Genomic DNA, 26051 nt, shown 5'->3' on the forward strand with positions numbered 1-26051 from the left:
TTTATAAATTCTATAATCTTAAAAAAGGGATATAAACAAGAGTGTAAGCGTTTTCAGGTTAGCCGGACAGTCATTCTCCTCGGCTCAGCGAACCGTCAAAACAATCCATTCTATCAGGTTCTATCCGGATCTATCAGGCTCAATTAAAATTTACAAATACATCGTATCTCTTAAATCTATCGAATCTCTTGAATCTCTCAAATCTATCGAATCTCGTAGTATGCTTCAGCGCTTTCAATAACCATAAACTTATATTAATTGTAATTAAATGTTATTTGGTAGGCTATAGATCGTTAGTTGCAATTTTAATAATAAAAATCAACGATTTTGCCGAATCACCTGCCCCTTAGGCTTTACATCCCGCTTGGCCTCGAACCCATGCCTAAACCAAAAAAGGACCGCCGGGAACAGTACCCATGCGGTCTGCATCTTCTATGGGGGCTCTACCAGCGAATCTCCTTGATCCGCGCGGCGATGCGCTCCTGCTCCATAACAGGCAGCGGCCAGTCGCTGATTTCCTCCAGGATCCGCGACCGGTTGGTATACCCTTTTGCGAGTCCGTTCAGCCTTGCCGCCAGCGTTGTCCGGTCCATTTCCGCGATGGACAGATACAGCGCAGCCAGCTTTTTCAACGCATCCGGATGGCGTTTAAGATAGTATTTCTGGTGCCTCTCTTCGGCGGGATAAAACACGGTGAACGGCTTCACCTCTGTCGCCGGCTCCGGTTTGCCCGCGGCACGCCGCGCTTTGAGTACTTGTTCTATATCATCCTTTTGCTCCGGCGTGCGGTACAGCAGCATGGATTGATACTGCCGCCCTTTATAATCATTAATATTTGCCGGATTGTGATTCTCCCAGAATACGCGCACAATCTCCTCGTAAGGCAGCTCGTCCGGATCATATTCCAGCTCTATGGCTTCCGAATGATCGCCCATATGACGGTAAGTCGGATCAGCCAACGTACCGCCCGTATAGCCTGTTCTCGTACGGATGATCCCCGGCATGGAACCGAACAGCGCCTCCGGACTCCAAAAACATCCCATGGCAAGCACAGCCTTCTCCATCCCTTGTGTCATTTCTTTCATGTTCCCGCTCCCGTCCGGCACGCTTTTTGATTAGATATCAATATACACGAGCCCGGCGGGATTTGCCAGCGCGTGCAGCAGGGCGGCAGGAATCTGCCCCGTCATGTCAAAAACGCCCACTCTTTCGAGTGGACGTCGTCATGCATGCTTGCGAAGCTTCCCTCCGCCATGCAAATTTGGGTTTTAGAGGTTCACGGCCGCTTTCTTCATCTCTTCGTCCAACAGCCGGAACGCGTCATGGAGCTTATCCTTCGGCACGCCCGCGTAGCGGTCGCCGATGCTGATTTCAAAAGAACAGGAGCTTTCCCCGGTATGGCGCAGCCAAGCCGTTAATCCTACTCCCGTCGCTCCTATAACGCCACTAAGTATCGGTGCGATCCGCTCTTCGGGCAGCCGGAAATGAACATGGAACATGTTCGACACGGGCACCTCAGGCACGGTCGAAACGCCTTCGCAGGCATTGTAAAGCGCAGCAAGCTCCTTCGCTTCCTCGTAATACTGCGCCATTTTGCCGATCCGCAGGTCAAAATAATATTCCGAGCTGACAATGTACGGATACAGGCTGATCAGATCGCCTCCATGGCGTCTTTTCCAGATCTTCGACTGCTCCGTGAAGCCGGGATCCCCGGCCAAAATCGCGCCCGCAATGCCGCCAATGCCCTTGTAAAAGGACACGTACACGCTGTCGAACAGCGCGCAGATCTCCGCAGCGGTCTTTTGATAATACGGGGTGATCTCGAACAGTCTGGCCCCGTCCAGATGGAGCTTGATCCCTTGTTCCCGGCAGTAGGCGGAAATGGCCTCCAGCTCCTCAAAAGCCGGCAGCTGGCCGCCGATCTCGCGCTGCGGCAGCTCCAGCAACAGGCAGGAGATGTCCTCGCCCAGCTGCTGCACATCCGCAAGGGTGATCAGCCGGTCCTTGTCCGCCAGCAGAACCGGCTCGATGTGATGCAGCTCCTTCATGCCGTCCTGCTCGTGGATTTCCAGATGGCAGAGCGGATGATAGGCCACGCGCTTGATGCCCTTCTCATCGCACCAGATTCTCAGCGCAATTTGCTGCGCCATCGTGCCGCTCGGGAAAAATACAGCCGATGCCTTGCCAAGGTACGCTGCCATTTTATCCTGAAATTCCTCGATCACCTTGCCGCTACCGTACATATCGCTCTCGAGACTGCCCGAAACTTCATCAAAAGCTTCCTTCAATACCTGTATATCCCGCGGACCGTTGCCACCCACCGGGTAAGCCGCCTTCTCATAGGACTCGATCAATGTTTTGCCGCTCATGACTGCTTGTCCCCCTTCGGTAAACTCTATCCTCTCTAGCATACTAAATCCGGCTCGCCTTGAAAAATCACATTTATCCCCATTTCCCTCCTGCTGGCCAGTTCTCCCTTCATCATTCCGCAAGACACCACCTTATAGGCATCCGCATACGATATTCCATCCAAACCCTAAACGGAGGTTTTGAATATGAGTCTGCAGCAAGCGAACCATCAGCAGCATCTGTACCAAGCCGAGTCTCATATGGGGCCCACGCTCCAATCGGTGCGCGACCGCTTCAGCCAGATTTGCAAGCAGCATGCGAACCGGCATGTCCGCGTCGAAACCATGGACGGTGATGTGTTCGAAGGAATGATCGTCGGCTGCAATAAAGGCATTTTGTACATCCAGATGCCCATGGAAAATGCGAACGGTCAGCGCTACCTCGGCCGCCCGCCGGTCTATAATGCCATCCTGCCCTTAGTGCTGTATGAACTGCTCGTCATCACCCTGCTCATGTAATTCAAGCGGCTTCGGACATGTCATGAATAAGGAGTGCTATGAAAATGGCTTTTATGCCCCCATTTGGTCCGCAAGGACAACAGCAGGCACCAACCTCACCGCCGCCTCAATACACGCCCCAGATGCCTGTCGCATCGACGTTTGCCATCGATCCCGGAGCGATTTCCGGCTGCCTGTTCCGCAATACTTACGTTTGGCTTAACAATGGTTCCGGCTTCTGGTTTTATCCGGTCTTTGTCGGCCGGACATCCGTCGCGGGATTTCGCTGGAACGGCTTCTTCTGGATGTATTCCGGTGTGGATTTAAGACAAATCCGCTCGTTTACCTGCTTCTGAAGCTTGCACGACCGTGCTGCTCTCCATTGCACGCAAAAGCCCCCCGTTCCGCGATTCAGGCGGTTTCGGGGGGCTGATTTGCGATCTCCTTGATCTATGTGTAATTTCTTATTCTCTGCTGCCTGGCAAACAGCTTACTTATCCGCTGCTTCGTCCGCGATCATCTGCTTGTACTGCTTCAGCAGCTCGGCCAAGGCTTCCTTGATGGCGGCTGCGTCTTTGGACTCTTCCGCTTTGGACAGCGCCGTCCACGCATTGCCGAATGCGTCATGCTCTCCTTCCGGCAGGCTGGATGCCGTCACGAGGGAAACGGCGACAGTTTTCGCATTACCGTCACCCGGAACCCATGTCGCTGCCGGAACGGCAACCGCTGCCGGGACGGAAATCATGTCAAGCCTCACGGCTTTCGCGAAATTTTCTGCTGCGGGTTCGGCTATCTCTGTTTTCGCGAAATCTTTCGCTTTGGCGGTGTCGAGCTTCACGGCGGTGACAGCCTTGACGGCCGGGATGAGCTTGGTTTCGCCCTTGACATCGCCATCCTGAATTTCGACGCTCGCCATCGGAGTCGTCTCATCCTTGGTTGCTTTTAGCGTAATGCTCTTACTGAAATGCTTCATGGTTTCCTGCCAATCGGACACCGTCTCCGGTGCGTATTGCCTGGCGAGCTCGACCGGATCGAGGATTTTGTCGATCTGGATTTGCTTCGCATCGGCGCTCACAGCCGTCGCTACGGCCATGGCCGCTTCCGTTTTCACGGCCGGGACGGCCTCCGCCTTCTGGCTGCTATCCGCGTTCGTAATGGCCGGAGCCGCCACTGCGGACAACATCACCGCGGACAATGCCGTTCTTTTCAGTATTTGCTGCACCTTCATGGGTAACACTCCTTCGATTTGGTCTTGCAAACCCCAATGCGCGAATCAGCCGAGGCAACGAATCGGGTGAAGAATAGAACGGTGAACGCACGTAAACGATCAGCGAATCACGCTTCGGACGATCACGTCATACGCCAGCAGCGCAGCCTCCGAGCAGGCGAAAAAGGCGCACCAGCACAGCAGCATCAGCCCCGCGATCCGGCATATCCTTGTAAGCGCGGTCCACCGTTTTGCCGTGCTATGCCTGGTCTCCTCGCTTGGATTGGCCATTTCCTTCAGCTCCTTCTTCCTTGCCCTTATCTGCCGTTCTCATCCTCTTGCAGAGCTTCATCCGGGCTTGCAAGTCCCAGTATATCCGGGGGTGATGGCAGGCCATTGGTGGATTTGTGGAAAAACGATGGCATTCCTCCTTCCGTTCCTTACGGCCTGCTATACTTAATGAAAGAAATCCGGCCTGGAGGAACCAAACATGAATCAAAACTACGTCATTGCCATCGTCGATGACGATCTCAATATACGCCATTTGGTGGAAGCCTTTTTGCAAAAAGAGCAGTACCGTACCATCGGCCTTGGCAGCGCCGAAGAAGCCTGGGAGCTGTGGAAAACGAGCCCGCCCGACATGTGGGTGCTGGACATTATGCTGCCCGGCATGGACGGGTATGAATTTTGCCGGCGGATCCGCAGCGAAGCGGAGGTGCCGATCATCATGATCTCCGCCCGGGATAACGAGGTTGATAAAATTTTAGGTCTGGAGCTCGGAAGCGACGACTATCTGGTCAAGCCGTTCAGCCCGCGCGAGCTGGTCGCCCGCATCAAGAGGCAGCTTCAGCGCTGGTACAAGCTGAACGGGCCCGAGTCGCAGGGCAGCAGCCCTGCCCCCGTGCGGATCGAAGCGGGCGGACTGGTGCTGATGCCCGAGGAGCGGCGCGTTTATTGGCAGGGCGAGGAAGTCGATCTGACCAGCAAGGAGTTTGCGATGCTGCAGGTGTTCGCCGAGCATCCGAATCGCGCGTTCACGCGGGACGAGCTGCTGACCTTCGTCTGGGGGGACGATTATTTCGGCAGCGACCGCGCGGTCGACCACCTGATCAAGCGGATGCGCAAAAAAATCGACCGCCTGCCGGTCGAAGCCGTATGGGGACATGGCTACCGCCTGAGAAACGATGGAGGTGACAGAAGCGATGAAGCTCGTTCATCAGATTAATTTGGCCTTCGGCATCGCGCTCGTGCTGGTGCTCAGCGTTACGGGCATCGTGGTTCACTATGTGCTGCTCGATCATCTGATCGGCGCGCAGAAGGACGATCTGAAAGCCATGAGCGCGGAGATGACCGCCACGATGAAGACGCTGGACGTGACGGTCAAGCATACTCCGGTTCCGTCGTATACGCAGGCCATGCCGGTTGCGCCTTCCACCGCCGGCGTCAGCGCGATCCTGACCGATAACACGGGCAGCGTCCTCCAGGTGTCGCCCGCAACCTCTATTGACATGTCCCAGCCCGTGAAGCTTGAAGCAGACTCTCAGCCCGTGACGACCGCGGCCAGCATCCAGGCCATTCAGAGCGGTTCGGCCAAGAACTATATCACAGTGGATCATCCGACGCCGCTGGGAACGCTGACGCTGTACACCCCCATGAGCAAAATTCAGAGCATTGAGCAGGCGCTGCTGAAGCGGGTGCTGATTATTTTCGGCGCGGCGGGTCTCGTCATGTTTCTCTTCAGCCTGTTTATAACGAAAAAGCTGATCCGGCCGCTCATTCGCCTGCGCGACGAACTAACCAAAGTCAAGGAACGCCGCTTCTCCGACGTGCGCTTCATCAAGGCGGGAGGGGAAATCGGGACGGTCGCCAAATCGGTGTACGACATGGCCGGGGAGCTCAACCGCTTCAACCATGTGCAAAAGCAGTTTTTCCAAAACGCCTCCCATGAGCTCAAAACGCCGCTGATGTCGATCTCTGGCTATGCGGAGGGCATTCGCGACGGCGTGTTCGAGGGCGAAAGCGTGAGCAAGGGGCTCGACGTGATCATGAACGAAAGCGCCCGGCTCACAAAGCTCGTCACCGAGATGACCTTGCTGGCCAAGCTCGACAGTGAAGAAGATGTGTTCAAAAGCGAAGAGGTATGCCTGCAGGAGCTGCTCACCGAAACCGTGGAGCGCATGAATCCCCTGCTCGTCAAAAAAGGAATTACACTGCATACGATGTACGAGGATGCCGAGCCGGTAACGCTGCGCGCAGACCGCGACAAGCTGCTGCAGGCGCTGCTGAACGTCGTATCCAACGCCGTACGTTACGCCAAGCATCATATTTACATCCAGGCCGATATCCGCAAGGATCAAGTCATGATCCGGGTGAGCGATGACGGTCCGGGCATACCGGATGATCTCCTGCCGTACCTGTTCCACCGCTTCGTGAAAGGAAAGGACGGCGAATCAGGCCTCGGGCTTGCGATCTCCCGCGCCATCGTCGAGCGCTGCGGGGGCCAGATCGCGGCCGGCAACGGACGCGGGGGCGGCGCGGTGATTTCGCTGGGTTTTCCGGCGGCTCCGTGCTGACCCGAGACGGAACCCTGAATCAAAAAAGAGACCTGCAGAGGTCTCTTTTTTGATATCGATTCGCCGACTACAGCTGCCTCACGAGATGCAGCGCCGAGCGCAGGCGCGGACGTTTCAGATGCTCCTGCACATAGCGGTAATCGGTCAATTCCACGCCGGCATCGCGGAGCGCGTACCCGAAATCCTCGTCGAAAGGGAGCTTGAATTCCCATACGCGCTTGGCGTAATTCGGGATGTTCGCAAGCATCCAGGCATCCTCGACACCGGGATGGATGTATGTTTCGCACACGCCATCCGGCAAATGATAGAGCTTGGCGATCATCGACTGCTTGAAGCTGTCGTAGGTCTCTCCCTCCTCGATACCGAAGGGGTGGGACAGCAGATAATCGGGAATCGGCACGCCGAGCGCATCGGCCAGCGCAACCACGCGGGCGACCGGGCGCTCAATCCCGCTCAGCGAACCGAGCAGCGGATCCTCCTTATAGATATGCCGGAAGAAGCGCATCGGCAGCTTCCAGCGCGACACTTTCCAGAGCGTCTGCGGCAGCAGGCTGCGTCCGGTTTCCATGCCGTACAGGCTCCCCATGTGGTTATCGACATGGCTGATGGCGATGCCGGCCTTCCTTGCCCGTTCATACTGGGCGTCGATCTCCTTCATGGCCGCTTTCGCATCCGCCCCCTGTTCAAATTCCTTCACCGTGCGGTATTGGTAGCCGCTCTCGTCATGCAGCGAAGGATCCCCCGTCAGGCTGCGCCAGCGCAGCGCGTCAAATTCGCTCGTCATCGTCAGATGCAGCCCTACGTTCGGCTGGTTCCGGCGGGCCGTCCAGGCCGCAGCCTCTTCAAAGCCGGGCGCAACCGCCATGATGGTGGCCGAGGATACCTTCTTCTCCTCAAGCAGGGCCATGATCGCCCGGTTCAAGGCCGGGCTCTGCCCGAAATCGTCACAGTTGAGGATGAGTTTCTTCCCCATGCGCCAAGTCTCCTTTCCGATTCGTCGTGAATTCAAATCTGGTAAGCAGCGAAATGATGATCGAGACCAGAAGCAGGCAGAACGGCACGATACTGATCAGCACCCGGAACGTCATTTCCGGATTCGGTCCCGGCTTGTCGCCGCTTTCGTAGCCGAAGATCAGGCCGACAATCAGGAAGGCGAGCGCGGAAATCAGGCCGCTGGAACGGGTGATGAACCCGGCCACAGCCGTATAGATGCCCTCCCTGCGCAGGCCTGTTTTCTCGGCATCCTCATCAATAATGCGCCCGCTCACCATGGCCGGCGTAACGAGGAAGCCGGCCAACCCGAAGCCGACGGCGATTCCCGCGGCGACCCCGCTCACCAGATTAAAGCCGAACCAGAGCGGCAGCACGGAGACGGCGTAGACTGCCAGCGACAGCCGCCATACCTTCACCCCGTCCATCCGGCGGCAGATCCAGTACCAGACAAAGACGAGCGGAATGACCGAAACGAATACGGCCGCCATCAGAATCGTGACCTGGGGTCCTTCGATTTTCAGCACGTATTTCGCATAGAAGGGGATGATGGAGCTGACGAGCCCGTTCACGGTCTGCGCGAAGGAATTCGAAATATTGAACAGCCAAAACTTCTTGTTCTTCATCGTTTCCTTGAACGCGGCGCCAAGCTTCAACGGCTCGCCCACGCTGTACTCCCTGCGTTCCTGAACGTATAGCATGCACACGAGCATGCTGATGCAAAAGACGAAGGCATAAATGATGGACATCGTCGAGAAATTGAGCGCATTGAAAATAATCGGCGTCAGCGCCGAGCCGATCAGCAGTGCCACAACCTGATAGCTCTGCTGGATCGCCGATGCTTTGGCGCGAAGGCGGTCCCCATGGTACAGCTCCGGAAACAGCGCTCCGTAATTGACCCACAGGACGGTGGATACCGCTTCAAACAAAATCAGCGCCGTCAGAAACCAGGCAAACAGTCCGTGCTGCGATAAACCGCCGGGAGGGGAGAACACCATGATGAAAGTCAGCATGAACAGCGGCATAGCCCCGAATATCCAGGGCCTCCGCCGGCCAAGGCGGGTATTGGTGCGGTCGGACCAGTGGCCGAACAGCGGGTTGTTCACGGCATCCCATATGAGGAAAATCGTCCGGGCCAGCGTTGCGAGCCCGATGCCGAGTCCCAATTTCTCCACATAAAAGAAGCTGTAGAACGTGCTGAAGGCCTGGCTTGGAACCATCATGGCAAACATGCCGAGTGCGAAGGTGTACGGCGAATTGATCCATTTGCGCTGCATGCGCATTCCTCCCATGCGTGAATCTCTTTTGTTCTATACTATTCAACGCATGGGTTATTTTACCTCCATACGAAAACTTATATCTATCAATTTAATGAGCTGCTGACACCCTAAGGACAAGCCTTGTCTATGAAACAGATGCACGAAGCGGACGTAATCCGGCAGCAAAAAGAAAGAGGACGGATCATAACGATCGTCCTCCTTTTTAAGAAATGCATCCTTCAAAACCCGAGCAGGTGCAGCGGAAACGCCAGCACCGACACGAAAATGCCGGTCAGCCCCATGCTGAAGCCGCTGACGGCACCCATCCATTCCGAGTCCCTCAGCACGCGCGCCGTGCCGATGCCGTGCGAGGTCGTCCCGATGGCAACGCCGATGGCTGTCTCGTCCCGGACGCCGCACAGCCGCAGCAGCGGCGCGCCGATGAGGCTGCCCGCAAGGCCGGTCAGGACGGTGAGCACCGCCGTCAGCTCCGGATAGCCGCCGTACAGGCGTGATACTTCCATGGAGATCGGCGTCGTCGCCGATTTAGGCATAATCGTCCACGCCATGCCAGCCGCCCCTCCCATGCACAGCACGATCAGTCCGGCACTGAGCATGCCGCATAATGCCCCGACCGTGATGCCGCTTAGGATCGGCTTCCAGCTGCGGCGGATTTGCTCGGCATTCTTGTAGATGGGCACGCCGAGCGCAATCGTTGCCGGTCCGAGCAGAAAGCTGAGCCAGCTGCCGCCCTTCTGGTAGTCCTCGACCGGAATCCGGAGCACCACGAGCATGATCATGATCACCGCGCTTGTCATGAGCAGCGGCTGCACCCAGGTACGGCGCGACTGCAGCCACAAAAACGCCGCGTACACAATCACGGTCACGGCGATGCCGAATAAAGGATCAGCCGCGATGGACATGAGCATCCTCCTCCCGCGGCCGGTTTCTGCGGGCCTGCAATCGACTTTGCACCAGCCATCCGGTCACAAGCAGCGGCAAAAGCAGGCTGACGACCCCGCTGCTTGCGAACACGGCCCAGTGCTCGCGCAGATACGGGAAGAACGCGAGGCTTCCCACGATGACCGGCACAAAAAACAGGCTCATGTATTTGAGCAGAAAAGACGCCGCTCCCTCTACCTGCTGGAGCGGCACCCACTTCAAAAACAAAGCCAGGATAAACAGCATCAGGCCGATCACATTGGCGGGGAGCGGCAAGCCCGTCAGATGCTGAATGAGCCAACCGACCAGCTGAAAAAGGACGAGTATGGCGAATCCCATCATCTTGATTCCCTCCTTGTAAACGGCTTGATGTCTCGTTGAAGATTACAAATCCTTTAAGAACTGAATGATTTTATCGTTCAGCCCCGGCAGCCCCTCATGCCCGAAGTCCGGGAAAATTTCCAGCTGCACCGGCGACGTGATTTTGTTGATCGCCGCAAATTGCGTGGACGGCGGGCAGACAACGTCCATCAGGCCAACCCCGATAAGCATGTCGGCTTGGATGCGCGGAGCCAGGTTCTGAATATCGATGTACCCGAGCTTCGTGAATATTTCATCCTCGCGCTGATGCTGCGGATCGAAATAGCGGAAATACGTGCTAAGCTCTTCGTAAGCATGCTTGAAGAGGTCCATTTCCCAGGTTCTGCGGTAATCGCTCAGGAACGGGTAGACCGGAGCCGCCTTCTTGATCCTTGGTTCCAGGGCTGCGCAGGCGATCGTCAGCGCACCGCCCTGCGACCAGCCCGTAGCGCCGACGCGGTCCGCGTCCACTTCCGGGAAGCTCATCACGATGGAAGCCAGCTGCGCCGTATCCAGGAATATATCCCGGAACAGCAGGCGATGCGGATCTTCGTTCTCCAGGCCGCGGATAATATGGCCGTGATGCGTATTGCCGCTTACACCGCCGGTATCTTCAGACAAGCCGCCCTGTCCGCGCACATCCAGGGAAGCGATGGAGAAGCCAAGCGCAGGATACACCATCTTATCCATCCAGTCCCCGCTGTTTCCGCGATAGCCGTGGAATTGCAGGACGGCCGGATGCGGCTCCGTTGCCCCCTTCGGTCTGATATACTTCGCATGCACTCTGGCACCGCTTACACCGGTGAAATACAAATGGAAGCATTCCGCGAACGGAAGCTGGAATTCGGCCGGAATCAGCTCAACCTGCGGATCTACGGCGCGCATTTCTTCAAGCGCTTTTTCCCAGTAGGCATCAAAATCATCGGGTTTGGGATTGATTCCTTGATACGTTTTCAGCTCGGATAGGGGCATATCGATTAGTGGCATCGTCATCACCTTTTCTTCTGATTTATCAAACTTGCGTTGATTCTGACAATACAATATCAGTCCGTTTATATCCTCTTTTTATCGACTCGCCTATTATATCACGCCAATGTCCCAACCAAGAAGAATTTTTCTTCCAAAATCCACTCTATAATGACGAAAATCTTCAGTTCATCCCTTCTCCGGTGAAAACCGGTTCCCGCGGCGGGTATTCCCACAGCTGCAGCCCCGCGCCGATCATGCCGCTATGATTGCCCCGGTACGCCGGAACGATCCGCAAATTCTCCGTAAAAGACCGCATCGCCCGCTTCAGCGTTTCCTCCCTGACCCGTTCCAGAAAAATCTCTCCGCTTTCGGCCACGCCGCCGCCGAGGACAATCATTTCGGGATTAAACATATGGACGATGGACGCGAGGCCCGAGCCCAGCGCCTGGAAGGTCTCATCCATGACCCTGGCGGCCGCTTCGTCGCCTGCCTGCCATAAGGCGATCGCCTGTCGTGCATCGACGCCTTCCGCATTCCGGCCCAGGGATTCCAGCTCCCGCCGCATACGCACTCCAATGCCGGTACCGGAAGCATACTGCTCCAGGCAGCCCACGCCGCCGCAGATGCAGGGAAGACCGTCAAAATCCACCGACATATGGCCGATTTCACCTGCCCCGCCCCAGCTTCCGCGAACGATCCGGCCGTCTGCCATGATACCTCCGCCGACGCCCGTTCCGAGGGCGAGACAAACAAAATTCCGCAGTCCCTTCGCGGCGCCCAGCCTCTTCTCGGTCAGCGTCAGCACGTTCACATCATTGTCCACAAACACGGGCATACGAAACCGCTCCTCGAGTATCTGCCTAAGCGGCGTACCCGTATAGCCCGGGATCAGATCGGTCGAGAAATGAACCGAGCCTTTCTCCCAATTGATCTGGCCCGCGCTGGCCAAGCCGATGCCGCGGATGCTCGGCACATCCGGCCCGGTGCCTTGTTGAAACAGCTTACCGATCGTCTCTATGATCCGGTCCGGAACGCTCCCCTGGCCCGCCAATGTAGGCAGGGATCATGTGCTCAGCACATGCCCCTGCTCATCGATCAAGCCCGCATTGATTTTGGTGCCACCGAGGTCCATCCCGATGGCAAAAGTGGCGTCCGGTGAATAGACAAGTCCCGTCATTCCCATGTCGTCCCGCCCTATCCCAGCACGACCGACATCGCCTGCACGTACTGCTCGGTGATCAGCTGAGGACGGGTAATCGCACTGCCGACGACGACGTATTCCGCCCCCACGGCCAAGGCCAGCGCCGCTTCCGCCGGCGTGGAAATTTTCCCTTCGGCGATGAGCACGGCCGTCGTCAGCGATTTGGCAAGCTGCGACAGCAGGCGGATGTCCGGTCCGGCGACTTGAGTGCTGTATGAGGTATACCCCGACAGCGTGGTTCCCACATAATCCACGCCAAGCTTTTCGGCGGCCATGCCTTCCTCGAAGGTCGACACGTCGGCCATGACGGCCGCCCCGGCCGCATGCGCTTCATCGATCAGCTCTTTCACCGTTTCCAGGCGGTTTTCACGGTCCGTAATGTCGAGCGCCACAATATCCGCCCCTGCCTGAATAATCTGTCTGACCTCGGTCAGCGTAGGTGTAATGAAAATATCCGAATCCGGCATGATGCGCTTGATGATGCCGATGACCGGCAGTTCTACTGCCTGCTTGATGCCCCAGATGTCGCGGGCCCCGTTCGCACGGATGCCGATGGCTCCCGACTGCTGCGCGGCCAAAGCCATTTTGACCATCGTATCCCCGCCATGCAGCGGTTCATCCTCCAGTGCCTGGCAGGATACGATCAAGCCGCGGTTTTTGAATATGCATTTCATATGGCTGCTCCCCCTATCTCAAACTCTTGCCAAGCATCAGGCTTTGACGGACGATAATGCCTCTTCCGTGTATTCATGAATCTGCTTCTGCAGAAGCACGATCCGGCCCAGGTCGGCCTGGGGCACCGGCAGCAGCGGCAACCGCGGCTCGCCGCATTCCACGCCCTGGAGCTTCAGCACCGCTTTGCAGGCACCGTACAGGGACGGGAAGCTAAGCAGATTTTGGATGATTTCGTTAATCTTGAACTGCCACGCCTTCGCCTCTTCCATGCGGCCTTCCCGATAGCAGCTTTCCAGCTTCAGGAACAGCTCCGGCATGACGCCGTACGTTCCGCCGATGCCGCCGTCCGCGCCGATGCTGCGGCCTGCGAGGTACTGCTCGTCAGGGCCGTTCAATACGAGAAAATCCGGGCCGCCGATCGCTTTGAACTGCTGCAGCTCATACGTGCTTTCCGAGGAAATTTTCACGCCGATGACCTTGTCCTGAGCCGCCATTCTGGCCAGCAGATCAGCCGAGAGGTGAAAACCCGTTGTTTGCGGAATGTGATAGATAATAAACGGCAGCGTCGTGTTGTCGATCATCTCCTGCCAGTGCCGCTCCACGCTTGCGGGCGACAGGCGGTAATAGATGGCCGGAACGGCGGATATGGCATCCGCGCCGGCGGCTTCCGCGTGCTTGGCGAGCTCGACGCTTTCGCGGGTAGAGGCTGCGCCGACATGTGCGATAACGGTCAGCTCGCCGCCGACCTCCTCCATGACGGCCTCCAGCACGACCTTGCGCTCCGCCGCCGTCTGCAGCATGCCTTCACCGCTGCTGCCCCCGACATACAGCCCTTTGACGCCTTTATTTGCGTAGTGGCGGGCCAGCTTCCGGACTCTTGCGGGATCCACGTTCCCCTCGTCATCGTAGGCGGCATACAAGGCAATCATAATGCCTTTGAATTTTTCGGTATCAACCATCGTTATCTCTTCCTTCCCTCTCATCCATTAAAATGACACCTTGCAGCTATAACTCCATTTGCAGCCTAGGCCAAACCGTTAACCTTTTACCGCCCCCATCGTAATCCCTTGCGTAAATGCTTTTTGGAACGTAAGGAAAATCGCGATCATCGGCACCGAGGCCAAGGCCGCTCCCGCCATCATGACGCCATAATTGGTGGTATATTCCCCCTGCAGCGTCGCGATGCCCATCGGCAGTGTCATCATCGAGGTGGAACGCGTCATGATGAGCTGGCTGAAATAGTCGTTCCAGGACCCGATAAAGGTGAATATCGCAAGCGCGCCCAGCGCCGGCGTCAGCAGCGGCAGAATGATCGTGGAGAACATGCGCACTTCCGAGCAGCCGTCAATTTTGGAGGCCTCGATCACTTCCGTCGGGATCGTCTGGGAGAACTGCTTCATCAGGAACACGCCGAACGGCCAGCCGATCGCCGGTAAAATCAGGCCGCGGTATGTGTTGACCCAGCCGAAATCCGCCAGCATCGTAAACAGCGGCACGAGGATGACCTGCTTGGGCAGCGCCATGGCTGCGACGAACATGGTAAAGATGATTTTGCGTCCCGGAAAGGACTTCTTGGCCAGCACGTAACCTGCCAGCGCTGCCACGAGGCATACCGCCGCCATTTCGCAGAACGATATGAAAAAGCTGTTGAACGTCCAGCGCCATATCGCATTTTTAAAGAGGTCGGACCAGTTCTGAAGCGTCGGATGCAGCGGGAACCATTCCGGCGGAATAGCGGTGGCCGTCGTTTGCTTTTTGAATGCGCCCGTAATAATCCAGTAAAACGGAAAGATGAAGAATAACGTCGACAAGGTCAGGATGACATTGCCGATCAGGTTGCCGATATTCCATGGTTTTTTGCCGGCCAGATCGGATGGATTGACTCCCGCCTTCATGCCGGCCTGTATGGTTGAACTCATCGCATGCCCCTCCTAGTACTCCACATCGCTGCCAAAAGTTTTGAATTGGATGGTGGAAATAATGCCGATGATCACGGCCAATATAATGCCCATGGCGGAAGCCATGCCGAAGTTGCCCAGCTTGAACGCCTGCTCGTACACGCCGTACATAACGGTGGAGGTGCTGTAATAAGGGCCTCCGGAGGTGAGCAGCTGAATGATCGCAAAGCACTGAAACGTGTTGATCGTCGTGATGACGATAATATAGAGATTGGTCGGCATCAGCATCGGCCAAATGATTTTCCGGAATATTTGCCAGGACGTCGCCCGGTCGATTTGGGCCGCTTCGATGTAAGAGGACGGAATGTTGCCCAGCGAAGCGACATAAAGGATAATCGGCTGCCCGACAGAGGTGGTGATCAGGACGGCAATAATGGACAAGAGCGCCGTTTTCTCATTCCCAAGCCAGGAGATCGGTTCAGCCCCGAAGAGCCCCGTCAAGTAATTGAGCACGCCGTAATTCGGGTGGTAAATCCAGCCCCAGACGACCGTAATGCTGACCACAGAGGAGACGGCCGGCAGATAAAAGACGCCCCGGAAGAAGGATCTGGCGAACTCCCGTTTGCGGTAGATGCTCATCGCGACGAAGATCGAGAACACAATCACCAGCGGGACGGTAATGATCACGAGCAGCGACGTATTCCACAGCGATTTCATAAACGTTTCATTGTGAAACAGATCGACGTAATTGCGCAGTCCCACATATTCGAATTTACGCAGGCTGTAGTTAAAAAAGCTGATGTAAATCCCTCTCAGCATCGGATACGCGACAAACACGAGGAAGAATCCGAATGCCGGGAGCAAGAACAGATAACTCATGAACCAGTCACGCAGTAAATTGGGATTTATTTTTCGTACCCTTGTTTCCATGGCTCTCTCCCCTACTTTCCCTTCTCTTTGTTGACCATCCACCATCATGCTGCACAGTCCGGATTGGAAAGGAAAAGCGCACCATACGGCGCGCTATTCCATCGTTTACGAGCGTCAGTATCGTTTATTTGCCGGCATCCGCCTTGGCTTTGGCGATAGCTTCATCTGCCTTTTGCGCGAACGAGTCCAACGCTTCCTTGCCCGTGGCTTTGCCTAGCAGCACTCTTTGCAGTTCCGGGAACCAGAACGTGCGCACTTCGGCGTAACCGTCTACGATCGTTGGCGGGTTCGTGTAAAATTCGCGTGCTTGCTCCGCATAGGTGTACTCCGGATCGTTATACAGACCTGTAATGGAGCTGCGAGCGGACAGGCCGCCGGTCTGGATCAGGTCTTTCTTGCCCCATTCGGGATCGTTCGCGATAAAGTCGATCAGCTTCTTGGCAGCGGCGATTTTGGCGTCGTTGCCGTTGTTGAAGATGGCCATACCGCCCAGGTAAGGCTCCAGCTTCGGCTTCGCGCCGTCGATCGTCGGGAACGGCACCAGCACGTCTTCGAATTCCGCTTTTTTCAGCGTGGCGTTTTGCGCCCGGAGCACCGGCGAATAATTCAGCGTAATGGCCAGCTTGCCTTGCAGGAACAGGTCATTGACATCGCCGCCAGTAAGGGATTCGGAGCCGGAAACAACCAGCTTATCCTTCACGCCTTGACGGATCCAGTCCAAAGCCGCGCCGGCTTTATCCGTATTAATCGCGATTTTGGAGTAATCGTCGTTCAGGAATGGGGAGTTGCCCAGGTTGGCGATATAAGCGCGAGTTCCTTGGTCCCCGGCTTGGCTTTTCGCGAAAAATCCGGAAGGAATAATATCAGGCGCTTTTTCTTTGACGGCCTGGAGTGCTTTCTTGTACTCGTCGAAGGTCCAGGTACGGTCCGGACGGTCCAGCGGCAGCAAATCCAGCGCGCCGATCTTTTCAAATACGGTTTTGTTCACGCCCATCATGAATGGTGCGGTATTGATTGGATACATGTACGTTTTATCGCCGACCATCGACTGCTTCCAAAGCGCTTCCGGAATATCCTTGCGGACCTCGTCCGTGACCATGTCGTCGAGCGGCGCGAGCAGATCCTTCTTCGCCCAGTCCAGAATCCGTCCCGGCGCGTCATAGATGACGTCCGGCGCGGTGTTCGAAGCGATCGCGACGTTCAGCTTTTCCGGGCCGGCCTCGAAGGTGATCATCTCCAGATTGACCTTGATCTCAGGGTATTTCTTGTTGAAGGCCTCGATGATCTGTTTCTCATACTTTCCGACTTCCCCGTCCAGCGCCTGGAAGCTCGGGAAGTTCCACCATGTGATTTCTACGGGCTTGGCTTCGTCCTTTTTGGCCGTGTCCGTTGCTGTTGTTTCTTTCTTGTCGCTGGATGCAGGCTCGGTTGTTTGGGACGAATCGCTTGTCGATCCGCAAGCAACAAGCTGGGTACCGATCAGCGTGATGCCCAGCAGTGTCATCAGCCCTTTTTTTACTGTGTTCATTTCTTACCCCCCTGAATGGTCTGAAATTCTTGATACAGCGCTTACATGTGTAATTATAGGGGCATTGACTGTGGTTGTTGAATACCCTTATTTTTACTTTCATCCCTCAAAATTGACCCTTATATCAAACTCTTTCACCTGGCGCTTCAATCTCCAATATTTGTTTTTTATCTTCGATTCGCTTTCGTTACAATCGGAAGTAACCTCAAGGATTCTTTAGAATCCTTGGCTGAATTTGCGGTTTTGCGCGAAGGCGCTTCGCTGGCAACGCCTGTCGGTAATCGATTAACGTACCTAGTTCTATACCATCACAACAAATGGCCGGAGGATAAACGCGATGTACAAATTGATGATTGTTGAGGATGAGCCGTTAATCCGCATGGGGCTTCAAAAGTATTTGGACTGGAAGGAGCTTGGCTTCCACGAAATCGTGGAGGCGGAGAATGGCGCTGAAGGCGTGCACACGGCGCTGAAGGAGAAACCAGATCTGGTCATTACCGATATCCGGATGCCTTTGATGGACGGACTCGAAATGATCGGCTCCCTGCGGGACACGCTTCCAGAGACCTTGTTCGTCATCTGGACGGGCTACAATGATTTCGAATATGCCCGGGAAGCCCTGCGCCTTGGGAATGTATCGGCGTATTTGCTGAAACCGCTTCAATATGAAGAAAGCCTCAGAACCATCCAGAACTGCGTCAAACAGCTGGAGCAAAAGCGGGAGCAGGCGCGGCTGGCATCGGCCATACAGCATAATCTGGTGGAAAATATGCAGCTGAAGCGAAGCCACTTCCTCAAGCAGCTCCTGGAGGATGGGGGCGCTTCGGCCGATACCGGCCAGCTCGCCGACTTATGCGGAATGAATGCCGCGGATATGCAGCTGCGGCCCTTCGTCCTTTCCTACGTTCCCGCTTCGGTGCCCTCCCCGCAATCCAGAGCCTGGTGGCGGCAGAGCGCCGAGCAGCTGCTGACGGATTTGCTACAGCGCATGATACCTTCCATGGAACGTCAGCAGCTGTTTTGCTATGGCTCTCATCATAAAGTGTATGCGTTTATAGTCACAGACGAGGAGCAGGCTCCGTACCTCATGTTGCCGTCGCTTCAGCAGGAAGCCGAGCGCCTGCTTCGCAGTGCGGCCGTGGAGCCTGATGTCCGTTTGTATTTCGCTCTGGGTCCCGTTACCTCCGATCTTCCTACGCTGTCTTCCCTGCTGCATCAAGCCGATCAGGCTTTCTTCGCACGATTCATCCCGGACGGCGCCCGGGCGTTCGAGCTTCGTCCATCCGGGGCCGATCCGCTCAGGACAGCGCTGGTCCAGCTTGGGGATAAGGATAAAATGCAGCTTCTCTCCTGTCTGGAGCAGGACGAAACGGAGCAGCTGAAACAGCTCATGCGGCGTCTTGGGCAGGAGCTGCAGGCCAAGGCCGGGCAGATTCCCATGGAGCAAGGCCTCGGTTTTATCCAGGAAGTGATCGCAACCGGCATCCGCTATGCGGGCAAGCATGGCATCAATATCGAGGAAACGTACCACCAGCGGCTGCTCTATTTGCGGTTCGTGGACGATTTCGATTCCATGCCGGCTTTATTCGAGTGGCTTACCGGCTGGATGCTGCAGCTGCGGACCGATGCAGGGCAAGCGGCGAGAAACGGCGGAGCGCCGGATACCGCCGTTTTCGACCAGATCGAGGCTTATATTCTCCAGCATATCGACCAGGAGATCACCCTGCAGATGGTGGCCGATCGCTTCTTCTACAACCCGTCCTATCTCAGCCGTCTGTTCAAAACCAAGCTGAATAAAAATTATATGGCCTTCGTGACGGAAATCCGCATCGCCTACGCCAAACGCTGCCTGGTGCAGTCCAAGGTTCCGATGACGGACGTGGCCCAGATGTGCGGCTATGCGAGCTACAAGCATTTCGTGAAAACTTTTCGTAAAATGACAGATACGACACCCTCCGATTACCGGAAGCAAATGGGGATGATGGATTGAAAAGCTCGCTCTGGCTGCGCAAGCTGTTTTATATGAGACACTTGAATACGCAAATTTTCGTGCTGATGATCCTGACGGTCACGATTCCGCTCCTGATCATTTCGGCCATCATCTACTCCGCCTCCCTGCAAACGGTCAAATCGGAATACACGAGCAGCTCCGATCTCATTCTGAACAATCTGTCGTTCAATATCGACCAGTACCTGCAAAGCATCGAAAAAGGAACGCTTTACGCGCATATGGACGGGCAGCTGCAAAACGCCTTGGAAAAATGGATCGACCATCCCGACGACGACCAGAAGCTCGCCTCCCAATACGTGATCCAGCATTTCATCGCCACGCTCGAGATGACCATCAAGAACGTGGACAGCGTACAGATTTACACCGGTCATGAGCTCTTTTACTCGGCCAATTTCAACCGCTCCGACCTGCATTACGAAAATTTCGAGCAGGAGGACTGGTATCTCAAGACCCTTGATAAAAAAGGCGGCATCGTGATTTTCGGCACGCACACGCCCTTCCATAAGGTCGATACGAAGGAAAAAGTGATTTCCATCGCGCGCGTAATCAACAAAACCGGCGGCAAGCAGCCGCTCGGCGTCATGCTCGTGGATATCCGCCTCGATTCCCTGCGCGAAATCCTCAGTCTCTCCGAAAACACGAAGCGCAATTTCGTCATTACGGATCCGGGCGGGGCGATTATTTATGCATCCAAAAACCCGGATTTTTCTAAACCGCTGCAAATCGGGAAGCCGAAGCTCGGGCAGGTGCTTGGACAGCAGACCGGCAGTTTTTACGGCAATTACGAGGGGAAGGATTCATACTTCAATTTCGTTACCTCGCCTTATTCGGGCTGGAAGGTCATTCAATATACGGATGAAAAGGAAATGACCAAGGATTCCGCGATGCTCGGCCGGATTATTCTCTTCCTCGCCGTCGGCTCGATCGGCATGGCGATTCTGTTCCTGCTCATCATGCGGGCCCGCGTCACGAAGCCGATCATTTTCCTGAAGCGCCAGGTCGAAAAAGTCGGGATGGGCAACTTCGACGTGGATTTCGGCAGCAAGCGGCAGGATGAATTCGGCGTGCTGTATCAAGGACTCCGCAAAATGACCCAGGAGCTGCAGGATTATATCGAACGCTCCTCCAAGGCCAAGGTGCAGCAAAAGGTCGCGCGGCTCGGAGCGCTCAAAAGCCAGATCAATCCGCATTTTCTTGCCAACGCGCTCGAATCGGTGCAGATGAAGGCGATCCTGAACGACCAGCGCGAGATCGGCGAAATGATCGGTACGCTCGGACAACTCTTCCGCATCCACACCCGGATGAGCAAGGACATCGTGTCCCTGGAGCAGGAGCTGCAGCATATCCGGCTGTACATTCAAGTGCAGCAGATGCGTTTCGGCGAGAAAATCCGGTATGCCGAGCAGCTTGCGCCGCAGACGAATGCGCTGCAGGTGGTGCATTTCTCTCTGCAGCCTCTCGTCGAGAATGCTATCATTCACGGCTTGGAGAAGCAGGTCGGACCCGGACTCCTGGAAGTGTGCACGGAGCTGACAGGCAGCCAGCTGCTCATTACCGTGCGCGACAACGGCGCCGGCATGACGCCGGAGGAGCTTGCGGCGCTTCGGCAGCGCTTAGCTGATCTTACCGACGCGGATGATGACAACCATATCGGTCTCGTCAATGTGCAGGAGCGCATCCATCTCTATTTTGGCGCACAGTACGGAATGGCGATCGACAGCACCCTCGGCGCCGGGACAACGGTTACGATCCGGCTCCCTGCGGTGCCCAGCCCGTAGCGGCTATGATTCCATCGGACATCTTGAACCTCCAAATCTAACGAAACATCATGAACGATGTGTCATTTCACTTTCTTGTGAATAGGCTATATCATCAAATTTGATTGGAGGTTCATGACATGACGACAAGCAGCAGCTATCCCTTCGGGCCCGGCTTCCAGCATATATATCCGGTTCCTTATACGTACGATCCATATGCTTATACCTTCCGCAGCCCGTTCCCGCCGTCCTTTTACTTCTGGCCTACGCCGGAACGGGGCTATCCTTACATGGGCGCATACCCGGGTTATTCCCCGTATCCGGTGTATACGGCGTATCCCTCCCCGTATCCCGGTCTCTCCTATGCCGCCCCTTATCCGCAGTCCGATCCCAATCGGGTGGAGCCGACTCCCAAAGGCTTTCAGATCAAGCTCCAGCCGCAGCCGGAGCCCATCATGAGCGAAAACGTGAAGGCGGAAAATGTGAAGGCGGAACAGGTAAAGGCGGAAAGTCAGCCAGGCGTGAAGATGAATACCGGGATTGAGGTGGGAGGCAAGCACGGAGCAGGCTTCCAGGCCGAGACCCAGGTAGACAAACATGGCATCAACAATCAGATCAGCAGCCATGTCGGCAACGAGAATTATGGCCTGAACATGCAATCCGAAGCCAACCTCGACAGCAACACCAAAGGTTTCCAATTCGAAACCGGCGGCCAGCTGGGCGGCAAATACGGCATACAGGCTCAAGTGGAAGGTCATGCCGGCCTGCAGGACGGCATCGGCATTAACACCAATGCCCAGATCGGCGGCCAGCATGGCGTCGGAGCCCATGTGAAAAGCCAGATCGGCGGCGGCCAGGGTGCGGAATTCCACACCGGGGCATCCGTCTTCGGAGACCACGGCCTAGGGGCGCATGCCGGCGCGCAGATCGGCGGCGGCCAAGGCGTCAGCTTCAACATCGGCGGAAACGTCGGCAGCCATGACGGGCAGGTGGGCATCAACCTGGGCGGCAAGGACAAGAAAAAGGCGGATTAGCAGCCCGTTTCAAGTAAAAATCAGAAAGGAGTCATCCCCAAGCGCTGTGGGGGTGGCTCCTTTCTGATTTTTGTGAATGATTTTTGTTACGAATGGAAATAGTACCATAAAAGTGTCCGAATAACTTAAAGGGAGACTGCCTCGATGAAACAAACTTACCTGAAAATCGGAGCCGCTATTTTGTGCTCCAGCTTGGTTTTAAGCGCCTGCAGTACCAATACGAACAAAAACGCCAACAAGACAGAACCTGCGCCCGCTCCAAACCCTTCCGAAAGCACGCCGTCCCCTTCGACACCGGCGAAGGTAACGGGAACATCTTTTGAAAACTTCGGAACATACGGCTTTGATTTAAGCAACACGCGCCATTCACCTTATAAGGAAGTCACCGCTGAGAACGTTAAAGATTTGGGCGTCATTTGGAGCGCGGATCTCAAAGCGCTGGACAAGGACGTCAAGAATGGAAACCAATGCTACCCTGTCGTCGTCGACGGCGTCGTGTATATCACCACTTCGGGGAACCAGGTTTTCGCCTTTGATGCGGTAACCGGCGGCCAGATCTGGCACTGGAAACCTTCGGCCGAACAAGCCGCCACATTCAGTAAGGCCGGAATTATCGCGAACCGCGGGGTTGCAGTGGCCGAAGGCAAAGTGTTCATGCTCACCATCGACAACCAAATCGTATCCCTGGATCAAAAGACCGGTAAACTCGTCAAAATGGTCCCGATCTCCGATTCCGTCAAAGGTGTCACCTTGGAGAACGGATACTACGAAACAACGGCTCCCGTTTATTACAAAGGAAATATTTATATCGGCAGCAGCGGTGGTGATAATGGCATTCGCGGCTTCGTCCATGCTTACAAGGCAAGCGATTTGACCCCTGCCTGGGATACTCCATTCTGGACGGTTCCCCCGAAAGGCCAGGACTGGCTTGCGAACAGCAAATTCCAAGGCGGCGGCGCCGTATGGAACCCTCCTGCCATTGATGAAGAGACGGGCATCATGTATTTTGCGGTCGGTAACCCTGCACCCGACTTTTACGGCGAATCAAGACCGGGCGCCAACCCGCATACCGATTCGGTGGTGGCGGTCGATGCTGCAACAGGCAAGCTGATCTGGTCGAAGCAGGAAATCAGCCATGACCTGTGGGATTATGATGCCGCCGCCTCGCCTATGATTATTAATGCGACAGTAAAAGGTAAAAAGCAAAAAATCGTCGTTCAGGGCGGGAAGTCGGGACAATGGTTTGCATGGGATGCGAAAACCGGTAAAGTCGTCTGGGATGGCATTCCTTTTGCCAAGATTGATCATCCGAAGCCTACGCCGGAGGGCGTAACGGTGTATCCGGGTGTACTTGGCGGGGAGAACTACGCCCCCGAAACGTATGACCCTGCAACCAATTATGTGCTGATCCCGGGCATTGAACAGGGGGCTGTCCTGAAATCGGCGAAAAATCAGGATGAAGCATCTACCCCGGATTCGCCGGGGGCGGCTGCATTCGGTACGACGATGTTAGCGGCAGAAAACGACGTGGCCTTCGGGACCATCACTGCCATGGACGTGAATACCGGGAAAAAGGCGTATCAGATTAAAACCAAAGACCCGATGCGCGGCGGCCTGACCAGTACCGTTTCCGGGCTGGCCTTCTACGGCGAGTTGGACGGGAAAATCAATGCAATCGACATTAAATCGGGGAAAGTCATCTGGACCTTCCAAACTACGGGCAGCAGCATTCAAGCCGCACCGGCGATCTTTACGGTAGACAATAAACAATATATGGCGTTCACGACCGGCGGAACCACGCCCAAGGCTTTCGTGTTTGGGCTGGGTGGAGACAAAACGCAAGGCAAGGCCGGCACTGCGGAGGATACGAACGCGCATCAAAAGAAATAAGGAAACATCCAACATCAAATCAGGTTCAACTGTACACGGGGTAAGGCTGGTTACAGCGTTACCCCATTTTTATTCGTAAGAAAGGGGCGCAAGCCGAAACGATGAAATATTCCCATGCCATGCTCATTCTTCTATTGCCTTTATGCCTTGGCGGATGCGAGGGGAAATCGTCGCAATCCGTCTCCCCAGCGCCAACGCCGCCGCAGGTGGCCAAACATAACGTTCAGCTAGAAATCGAGAAGCCTGTATTCTCGCTGAGTCCGTGGAAATCGGACGGATCCCACATGACCTCCGTTAAGGGGCGGCTGCTTATTGACGATCTCCCTGTCGCGAATGGCGTGCTGCATCCAAGCAACCAAACGAATCCGATCATCACCGGCAAGGATGGTTCGTTCCGGTTGACCGTTGACCAAAGCCTGCTGTCCGACATCAAGTTGAAGGTGGCTTCCCTCAAACAGGCGACCGTTTCCGGCAAGTCCCTGAGCGGGGAGATGGAGCAAGAGCTTCAAGCTGCTTCGGCAACGGTGAGTGTGTATTATCCCATTCGGATAAAAAAGGTTGAGCCGTCCCGGCAGGACCCTTCCCAGGTTCACGTATCCGGACAGATCATTCCCGGTAAGGGCAATGTCGTGTCTTACTTTCAAGTCGATAAATACCGGCTGGGCGGTGTCGTCAAGGACGCGGACGGCCATCCGGTTAAGAATGCGGTGGTCTGGTTTGACCGAGATGACGGTGAGGGGTTTGGTAAATCGACTCCCACAGATGAGGAAGGCAACTATTCCATTTATTATTGGCCTGAGGACGAAGATACCCATTTATCGGTTACGAAAGGGGCCAAGCGGTATACGCTGCCGGAAGGCAAGGTGTTCAAGATGCCCGAAAATACGAGCGTTGAGATCGATATTACCCTGCCCCGAAAGGGTACGGTTATTGAAGATAAGCCTCCAACCTTGTTCAGCGTAACCTCCGCGGGTGCGATGTACACCGGGGTTCTCGTCGGGCTTAACCTGCCTGAAAATATTCCATATACGGCGACGATCCCGGACAAACACGGGGACTTCACCCTAACCGTCTCCAAAAAAGCATGGGAGCAAAAGCCGGCTTTTTTCGAAACCACAGCCTCGAAATTTGTGAAGGAACGCCTCTCTTGGGGAGATACGCTTCCCGCCAACTACATTCATCCGGATGAAGAGGATCCGAAACATATCATGCCTGTCTTGTAAGTCTTGTAAGGAAGCCTGCAGATGATTTGCCGGTTTCCGGGCAAAGTGAAGCCCTGACCTTGGTGGAGGTCAGGGCTCTTCAATAGCATCGATCCTGTTTTTACAATCGGATAAGCAGCAGATTATCTCCGCTCGTCTTCCGTTCTTCTGCCCCACAATCCGCGGAGCCCGAATAAGCCAAGCAGACCAAGCCATCCCCAGCTTCCGCCGTCCCGGCCTGTTGCGGTTGAAGTGGTGTGTAATCTGTTATCCGTATGGTCCGTAATGGAATTCGTGCGATATCCGTCGTACTGATTTGTTCGAACCCCATTCGGTTCGATTCGATGATCTGTATTCCAATACTGGCTTCCTGTACTTGTCCCATAGACGCTCACATCGTAATTCCCGCCTGTTCCAACCTCGTTTATGCGGTAGTTGGAACCATCGGACGTTTTCGTCCCCATGGTCCCCATCCCGTTGCCCAGTCCGCCGTTGCCGCCATCTTCCGCCGTTCCATGGGCATAGGCCGGAACCGTCAGCATCAAAGACAGACTTGCGGCCAATAAAACACTTTTGATTTGTCTGTTCATCATGATACCTACCTCTTGAGTAAGATTGTTATTCCTTGAATTATTGTGTCTCAAGCGTTGTGGTCTTATGCAATCGGATTGACGCCTGTCCCTTACAGCCTCCGGGGGATGCCCGGGAAATCCAAGCGGCTGTTCATTGTTATAGAATGCCAAAAAGGTACATAGGATATAACAATGAATTCGAAGCTT

The 26051-nt window shown here is 55.4% G+C and carries 25 protein-coding genes; 9 read left to right on the forward strand and 16 right to left on the reverse strand.

The features are described from left to right. Positions 1–443 precede the first annotated feature (443 nt). Positions 444–1085 (reverse strand): peptide-methionine (S)-S-oxide reductase MsrA, encoded by a 642-nt coding sequence (gene msrA / locus PCH05_RS16385; RefSeq protein WP_246049656.1) that lies wholly within the window; start codon positions 1083–1085, stop codon positions 444–446. 183 nt (positions 1086–1268) lie between these two features. Beyond that, on the reverse strand, positions 1269–2369 hold the full coding sequence (locus PCH05_RS16390) for a threonine aldolase family protein (protein ID WP_127603809.1): 1101 nt from the start codon (positions 2367–2369) through the stop codon (positions 1269–1271). A gap of 186 nt (positions 2370–2555) precedes the next feature. Here PCH05_RS16390 and PCH05_RS16395 point away from each other — a divergent pair, with 186 nt between their 5' ends. Both PCH05_RS16395 and PCH05_RS16400 read left to right on the forward strand, forming a co-directional pair. Next, positions 2556–2867 carry a hypothetical protein gene (locus PCH05_RS16395; protein ID WP_127603811.1) on the forward strand — a complete coding sequence of 104 codons (312 nt, stop codon included), beginning with the start codon at positions 2556–2558 and terminating at the stop codon, positions 2865–2867. A 44-nt stretch (positions 2868–2911) separates the two neighbouring features. Then, a complete protein-coding gene (locus tag PCH05_RS16400; protein WP_127603813.1) occupies positions 2912–3202 on the forward strand; it encodes a transporter in 291 nt (96 codons plus the stop codon). Between the two features lie 134 nt (positions 3203–3336). On the opposite strand, the gene PCH05_RS16405 is transcribed toward PCH05_RS16400, so the two are convergent. Next, positions 3337–4074, reverse strand: coding sequence for a hypothetical protein (locus PCH05_RS16405; protein WP_127603815.1), 738 nt, complete (start codon positions 4072–4074; stop codon positions 3337–3339). A gap of 99 nt (positions 4075–4173) precedes the next feature. Beyond that, positions 4174–4344, reverse strand: a complete 171-nt coding sequence (locus PCH05_RS27325; RefSeq protein WP_164766676.1) for a hypothetical protein — start codon at positions 4342–4344, stop codon at positions 4174–4176. A 199-nt stretch (positions 4345–4543) separates the two neighbouring features. Between PCH05_RS27325 and PCH05_RS16410 the strand changes: the two genes are divergently transcribed. After that, a complete protein-coding gene (locus PCH05_RS16410; protein WP_127603817.1) occupies positions 4544–5278 on the forward strand; it encodes a response regulator transcription factor in 735 nt (244 codons plus the stop codon). Continuing rightward, positions 5256–6626 (forward strand): sensor histidine kinase, encoded by a 1371-nt coding sequence (locus PCH05_RS16415; protein WP_127603946.1) that lies wholly within the window; start codon positions 5256–5258, stop codon positions 6624–6626. The genes PCH05_RS16410 and PCH05_RS16415 overlap by 23 nt, the downstream gene beginning before the upstream one ends. A 67-nt stretch (positions 6627–6693) precedes the next feature. Here the strand turns inward: PCH05_RS16415 and PCH05_RS16420 are convergent, their stop codons facing one another. The 11 genes from PCH05_RS16420 to PCH05_RS16470 form a co-directional block, all read right to left on the reverse strand. Beyond that, positions 6694–7599: a polysaccharide deacetylase family protein gene (locus PCH05_RS16420; protein ID WP_127603819.1), complete on the reverse strand. Its 906-nt coding sequence runs from the start codon at positions 7597–7599 to the stop codon at positions 6694–6696. Next, on the reverse strand, positions 7571–8893 hold the full coding sequence (locus PCH05_RS16425; protein WP_127603821.1) for an MFS transporter: 1323 nt from the start codon (positions 8891–8893) through the stop codon (positions 7571–7573). The genes PCH05_RS16420 and PCH05_RS16425 overlap by 29 nt, the downstream gene beginning before the upstream one ends. Positions 8894–9114: 221 nt before the next feature. After that, on the reverse strand, positions 9115–9798 hold the full coding sequence (locus PCH05_RS16430; protein WP_127603823.1) for an LrgB family protein: 684 nt from the start codon (positions 9796–9798) through the stop codon (positions 9115–9117). After that, positions 9782–10159, reverse strand: a complete 378-nt coding sequence (locus tag PCH05_RS16435; RefSeq protein ID WP_127603825.1) for a CidA/LrgA family protein — start codon at positions 10157–10159, stop codon at positions 9782–9784. The genes PCH05_RS16430 and PCH05_RS16435 overlap by 17 nt, the downstream gene beginning before the upstream one ends. 42 nt (positions 10160–10201) lie before the next feature. Next, positions 10202–11164 (reverse strand): acetylxylan esterase, encoded by a 963-nt coding sequence (locus tag PCH05_RS16440; RefSeq protein ID WP_127603948.1) that lies wholly within the window; start codon positions 11162–11164, stop codon positions 10202–10204. A gap of 163 nt (positions 11165–11327) precedes the next feature. Continuing rightward, a complete protein-coding gene (locus PCH05_RS16445) occupies positions 11328–12197 on the reverse strand; it encodes an ROK family protein (RefSeq protein WP_164766677.1) in 870 nt (289 codons plus the stop codon). A 143-nt stretch (positions 12198–12340) separates the two neighbouring features. Next, a complete protein-coding gene (locus PCH05_RS16450; RefSeq protein WP_127603829.1) occupies positions 12341–13021 on the reverse strand; it encodes an N-acetylmannosamine-6-phosphate 2-epimerase in 681 nt (226 codons plus the stop codon). Positions 13022–13057: 36 nt separating this feature from the next. After that, positions 13058–13981, reverse strand: coding sequence for a dihydrodipicolinate synthase family protein (locus tag PCH05_RS16455; protein WP_127603831.1), 924 nt, complete (start codon positions 13979–13981; stop codon positions 13058–13060). A 78-nt stretch (positions 13982–14059) separates the two neighbouring features. Beyond that, positions 14060–14941 (reverse strand): carbohydrate ABC transporter permease, encoded by an 882-nt coding sequence (locus PCH05_RS16460; RefSeq protein WP_246049658.1) that lies wholly within the window; start codon positions 14939–14941, stop codon positions 14060–14062. 12 nt (positions 14942–14953) lie between these two features. After that, positions 14954–15850, reverse strand: a complete 897-nt coding sequence (locus PCH05_RS16465) for a carbohydrate ABC transporter permease (protein ID WP_127603833.1) — start codon at positions 15848–15850, stop codon at positions 14954–14956. 124 nt (positions 15851–15974) lie between these two features. Then, complete coding sequence (locus PCH05_RS16470; protein WP_246049660.1) at positions 15975–17378, reverse strand: ABC transporter substrate-binding protein; 1404 nt, start codon at positions 17376–17378, stop codon at positions 15975–15977. A gap of 337 nt (positions 17379–17715) precedes the next feature. Between PCH05_RS16470 and PCH05_RS16475 the strand changes: the two genes are divergently transcribed. The 5 genes from PCH05_RS16475 to PCH05_RS16495 all read left to right on the forward strand — a co-directional run bounded on the left by PCH05_RS16475 (position 17716) and on the right by PCH05_RS16495 (position 25293). Continuing rightward, positions 17716–19368: a helix-turn-helix domain-containing protein gene (locus tag PCH05_RS16475; RefSeq protein WP_127603835.1), complete on the forward strand. Its 1653-nt coding sequence runs from the start codon at positions 17716–17718 to the stop codon at positions 19366–19368. Continuing rightward, entirely contained in the window at positions 19365–21167 is a 1803-nt protein-coding gene (locus tag PCH05_RS16480; protein WP_127603837.1) for a cache domain-containing sensor histidine kinase, read from the forward strand. The genes PCH05_RS16475 and PCH05_RS16480 overlap by 4 nt, the downstream gene beginning before the upstream one ends. A 119-nt stretch (positions 21168–21286) precedes the next feature. Next, positions 21287–22180 carry a hypothetical protein gene (locus PCH05_RS16485; protein ID WP_127603839.1) on the forward strand — a complete coding sequence of 298 codons (894 nt, stop codon included), beginning with the start codon at positions 21287–21289 and terminating at the stop codon, positions 22178–22180. Between the two features lie 144 nt (positions 22181–22324). Next, a complete protein-coding gene (locus PCH05_RS16490; RefSeq protein ID WP_127603841.1) occupies positions 22325–24070 on the forward strand; it encodes a pyrroloquinoline quinone-dependent dehydrogenase in 1746 nt (581 codons plus the stop codon). Positions 24071–24171: 101 nt separating this feature from the next. Continuing rightward, positions 24172–25293 carry a carboxypeptidase-like regulatory domain-containing protein gene (locus PCH05_RS16495; protein WP_127603843.1) on the forward strand — a complete coding sequence of 374 codons (1122 nt, stop codon included), beginning with the start codon at positions 24172–24174 and terminating at the stop codon, positions 25291–25293. A 122-nt stretch (positions 25294–25415) separates the two neighbouring features. On the opposite strand, the gene PCH05_RS16500 is transcribed toward PCH05_RS16495, so the two are convergent. Then, positions 25416–25865 carry a WGxxGxxG family protein gene (locus tag PCH05_RS16500; protein WP_127603846.1) on the reverse strand — a complete coding sequence of 150 codons (450 nt, stop codon included), beginning with the start codon at positions 25863–25865 and terminating at the stop codon, positions 25416–25418. Positions 25866–26051: the final 186 nt, after the last annotated feature.

The organism is Paenibacillus chibensis, from assembly GCF_004001045.1.
GTDB lineage: Bacteria > Bacillota > Bacilli > Paenibacillales > Paenibacillaceae > Paenibacillus_AQ > Paenibacillus_AQ chibensis.

Excerpts from the sequence above, each read along its gene's own strand:
- PCH05_RS16400 (WP_127603813.1), top strand. The coding sequence starts at position 2,912 with ATGGCTTTTATGCCCCCATTTGGTCCGCAAGGACAACAGCAGGCACCA.
- PCH05_RS16430 (WP_127603823.1), bottom strand. The coding sequence starts at position 9,798 with ATGTCCATCGCGGCTGATCCTTTATTCGGCATCGCCGTGACCGTGATT.
- PCH05_RS16395 (WP_127603811.1), top strand. The coding sequence starts at position 2,556 with ATGAGTCTGCAGCAAGCGAACCATCAGCAGCATCTGTACCAAGCCGAG.
- PCH05_RS16390 (WP_127603809.1), bottom strand. The coding sequence starts at position 2,369 with ATGAGCGGCAAAACATTGATCGAGTCCTATGAGAAGGCGGCTTACCCG.
- PCH05_RS16455 (WP_127603831.1), bottom strand. The coding sequence starts at position 13,981 with ATGGTTGATACCGAAAAATTCAAAGGCATTATGATTGCCTTGTATGCC.
- PCH05_RS16485 (WP_127603839.1), top strand. The coding sequence starts at position 21,287 with ATGACGACAAGCAGCAGCTATCCCTTCGGGCCCGGCTTCCAGCATATA.
- msrA (WP_246049656.1), bottom strand. The coding sequence starts at position 1,085 with ATGAAAGAAATGACACAAGGGATGGAGAAGGCTGTGCTTGCCATGGGA.
- PCH05_RS16435 (WP_127603825.1), bottom strand. The coding sequence starts at position 10,159 with ATGATGGGATTCGCCATACTCGTCCTTTTTCAGCTGGTCGGTTGGCTC.
- PCH05_RS16450 (WP_127603829.1), bottom strand. The coding sequence starts at position 13,021 with ATGAAATGCATATTCAAAAACCGCGGCTTGATCGTATCCTGCCAGGCA.
- PCH05_RS16490 (WP_127603841.1), top strand. The coding sequence starts at position 22,325 with ATGAAACAAACTTACCTGAAAATCGGAGCCGCTATTTTGTGCTCCAGC.
- PCH05_RS16465 (WP_127603833.1), bottom strand. The coding sequence starts at position 15,850 with ATGGAAACAAGGGTACGAAAAATAAATCCCAATTTACTGCGTGACTGG.
- PCH05_RS27325 (WP_164766676.1), bottom strand. The coding sequence starts at position 4,344 with ATGGCCAATCCAAGCGAGGAGACCAGGCATAGCACGGCAAAACGGTGG.
- PCH05_RS16415 (WP_127603946.1), top strand. The coding sequence starts at position 5,256 with ATGAAGCTCGTTCATCAGATTAATTTGGCCTTCGGCATCGCGCTCGTG.
- PCH05_RS16405 (WP_127603815.1), bottom strand. The coding sequence starts at position 4,074 with ATGAAGGTGCAGCAAATACTGAAAAGAACGGCATTGTCCGCGGTGATG.
- PCH05_RS16410 (WP_127603817.1), top strand. The coding sequence starts at position 4,544 with ATGAATCAAAACTACGTCATTGCCATCGTCGATGACGATCTCAATATA.
- PCH05_RS16440 (WP_127603948.1), bottom strand. The coding sequence starts at position 11,164 with ATGCCACTAATCGATATGCCCCTATCCGAGCTGAAAACGTATCAAGGA.
- PCH05_RS16500 (WP_127603846.1), bottom strand. The coding sequence starts at position 25,865 with ATGATGAACAGACAAATCAAAAGTGTTTTATTGGCCGCAAGTCTGTCT.
- PCH05_RS16425 (WP_127603821.1), bottom strand. The coding sequence starts at position 8,893 with ATGCAGCGCAAATGGATCAATTCGCCGTACACCTTCGCACTCGGCATG.
- PCH05_RS16475 (WP_127603835.1), top strand. The coding sequence starts at position 17,716 with ATGTACAAATTGATGATTGTTGAGGATGAGCCGTTAATCCGCATGGGG.
- PCH05_RS16460 (WP_246049658.1), bottom strand. The coding sequence starts at position 14,941 with ATGAGTTCAACCATACAGGCCGGCATGAAGGCGGGAGTCAATCCATCC.
- PCH05_RS16420 (WP_127603819.1), bottom strand. The coding sequence starts at position 7,599 with ATGGGGAAGAAACTCATCCTCAACTGTGACGATTTCGGGCAGAGCCCG.
- PCH05_RS16495 (WP_127603843.1), top strand. The coding sequence starts at position 24,172 with ATGAAATATTCCCATGCCATGCTCATTCTTCTATTGCCTTTATGCCTT.
- PCH05_RS16470 (WP_246049660.1), bottom strand. The coding sequence starts at position 17,378 with ATGAACACAGTAAAAAAAGGGCTGATGACACTGCTGGGCATCACGCTG.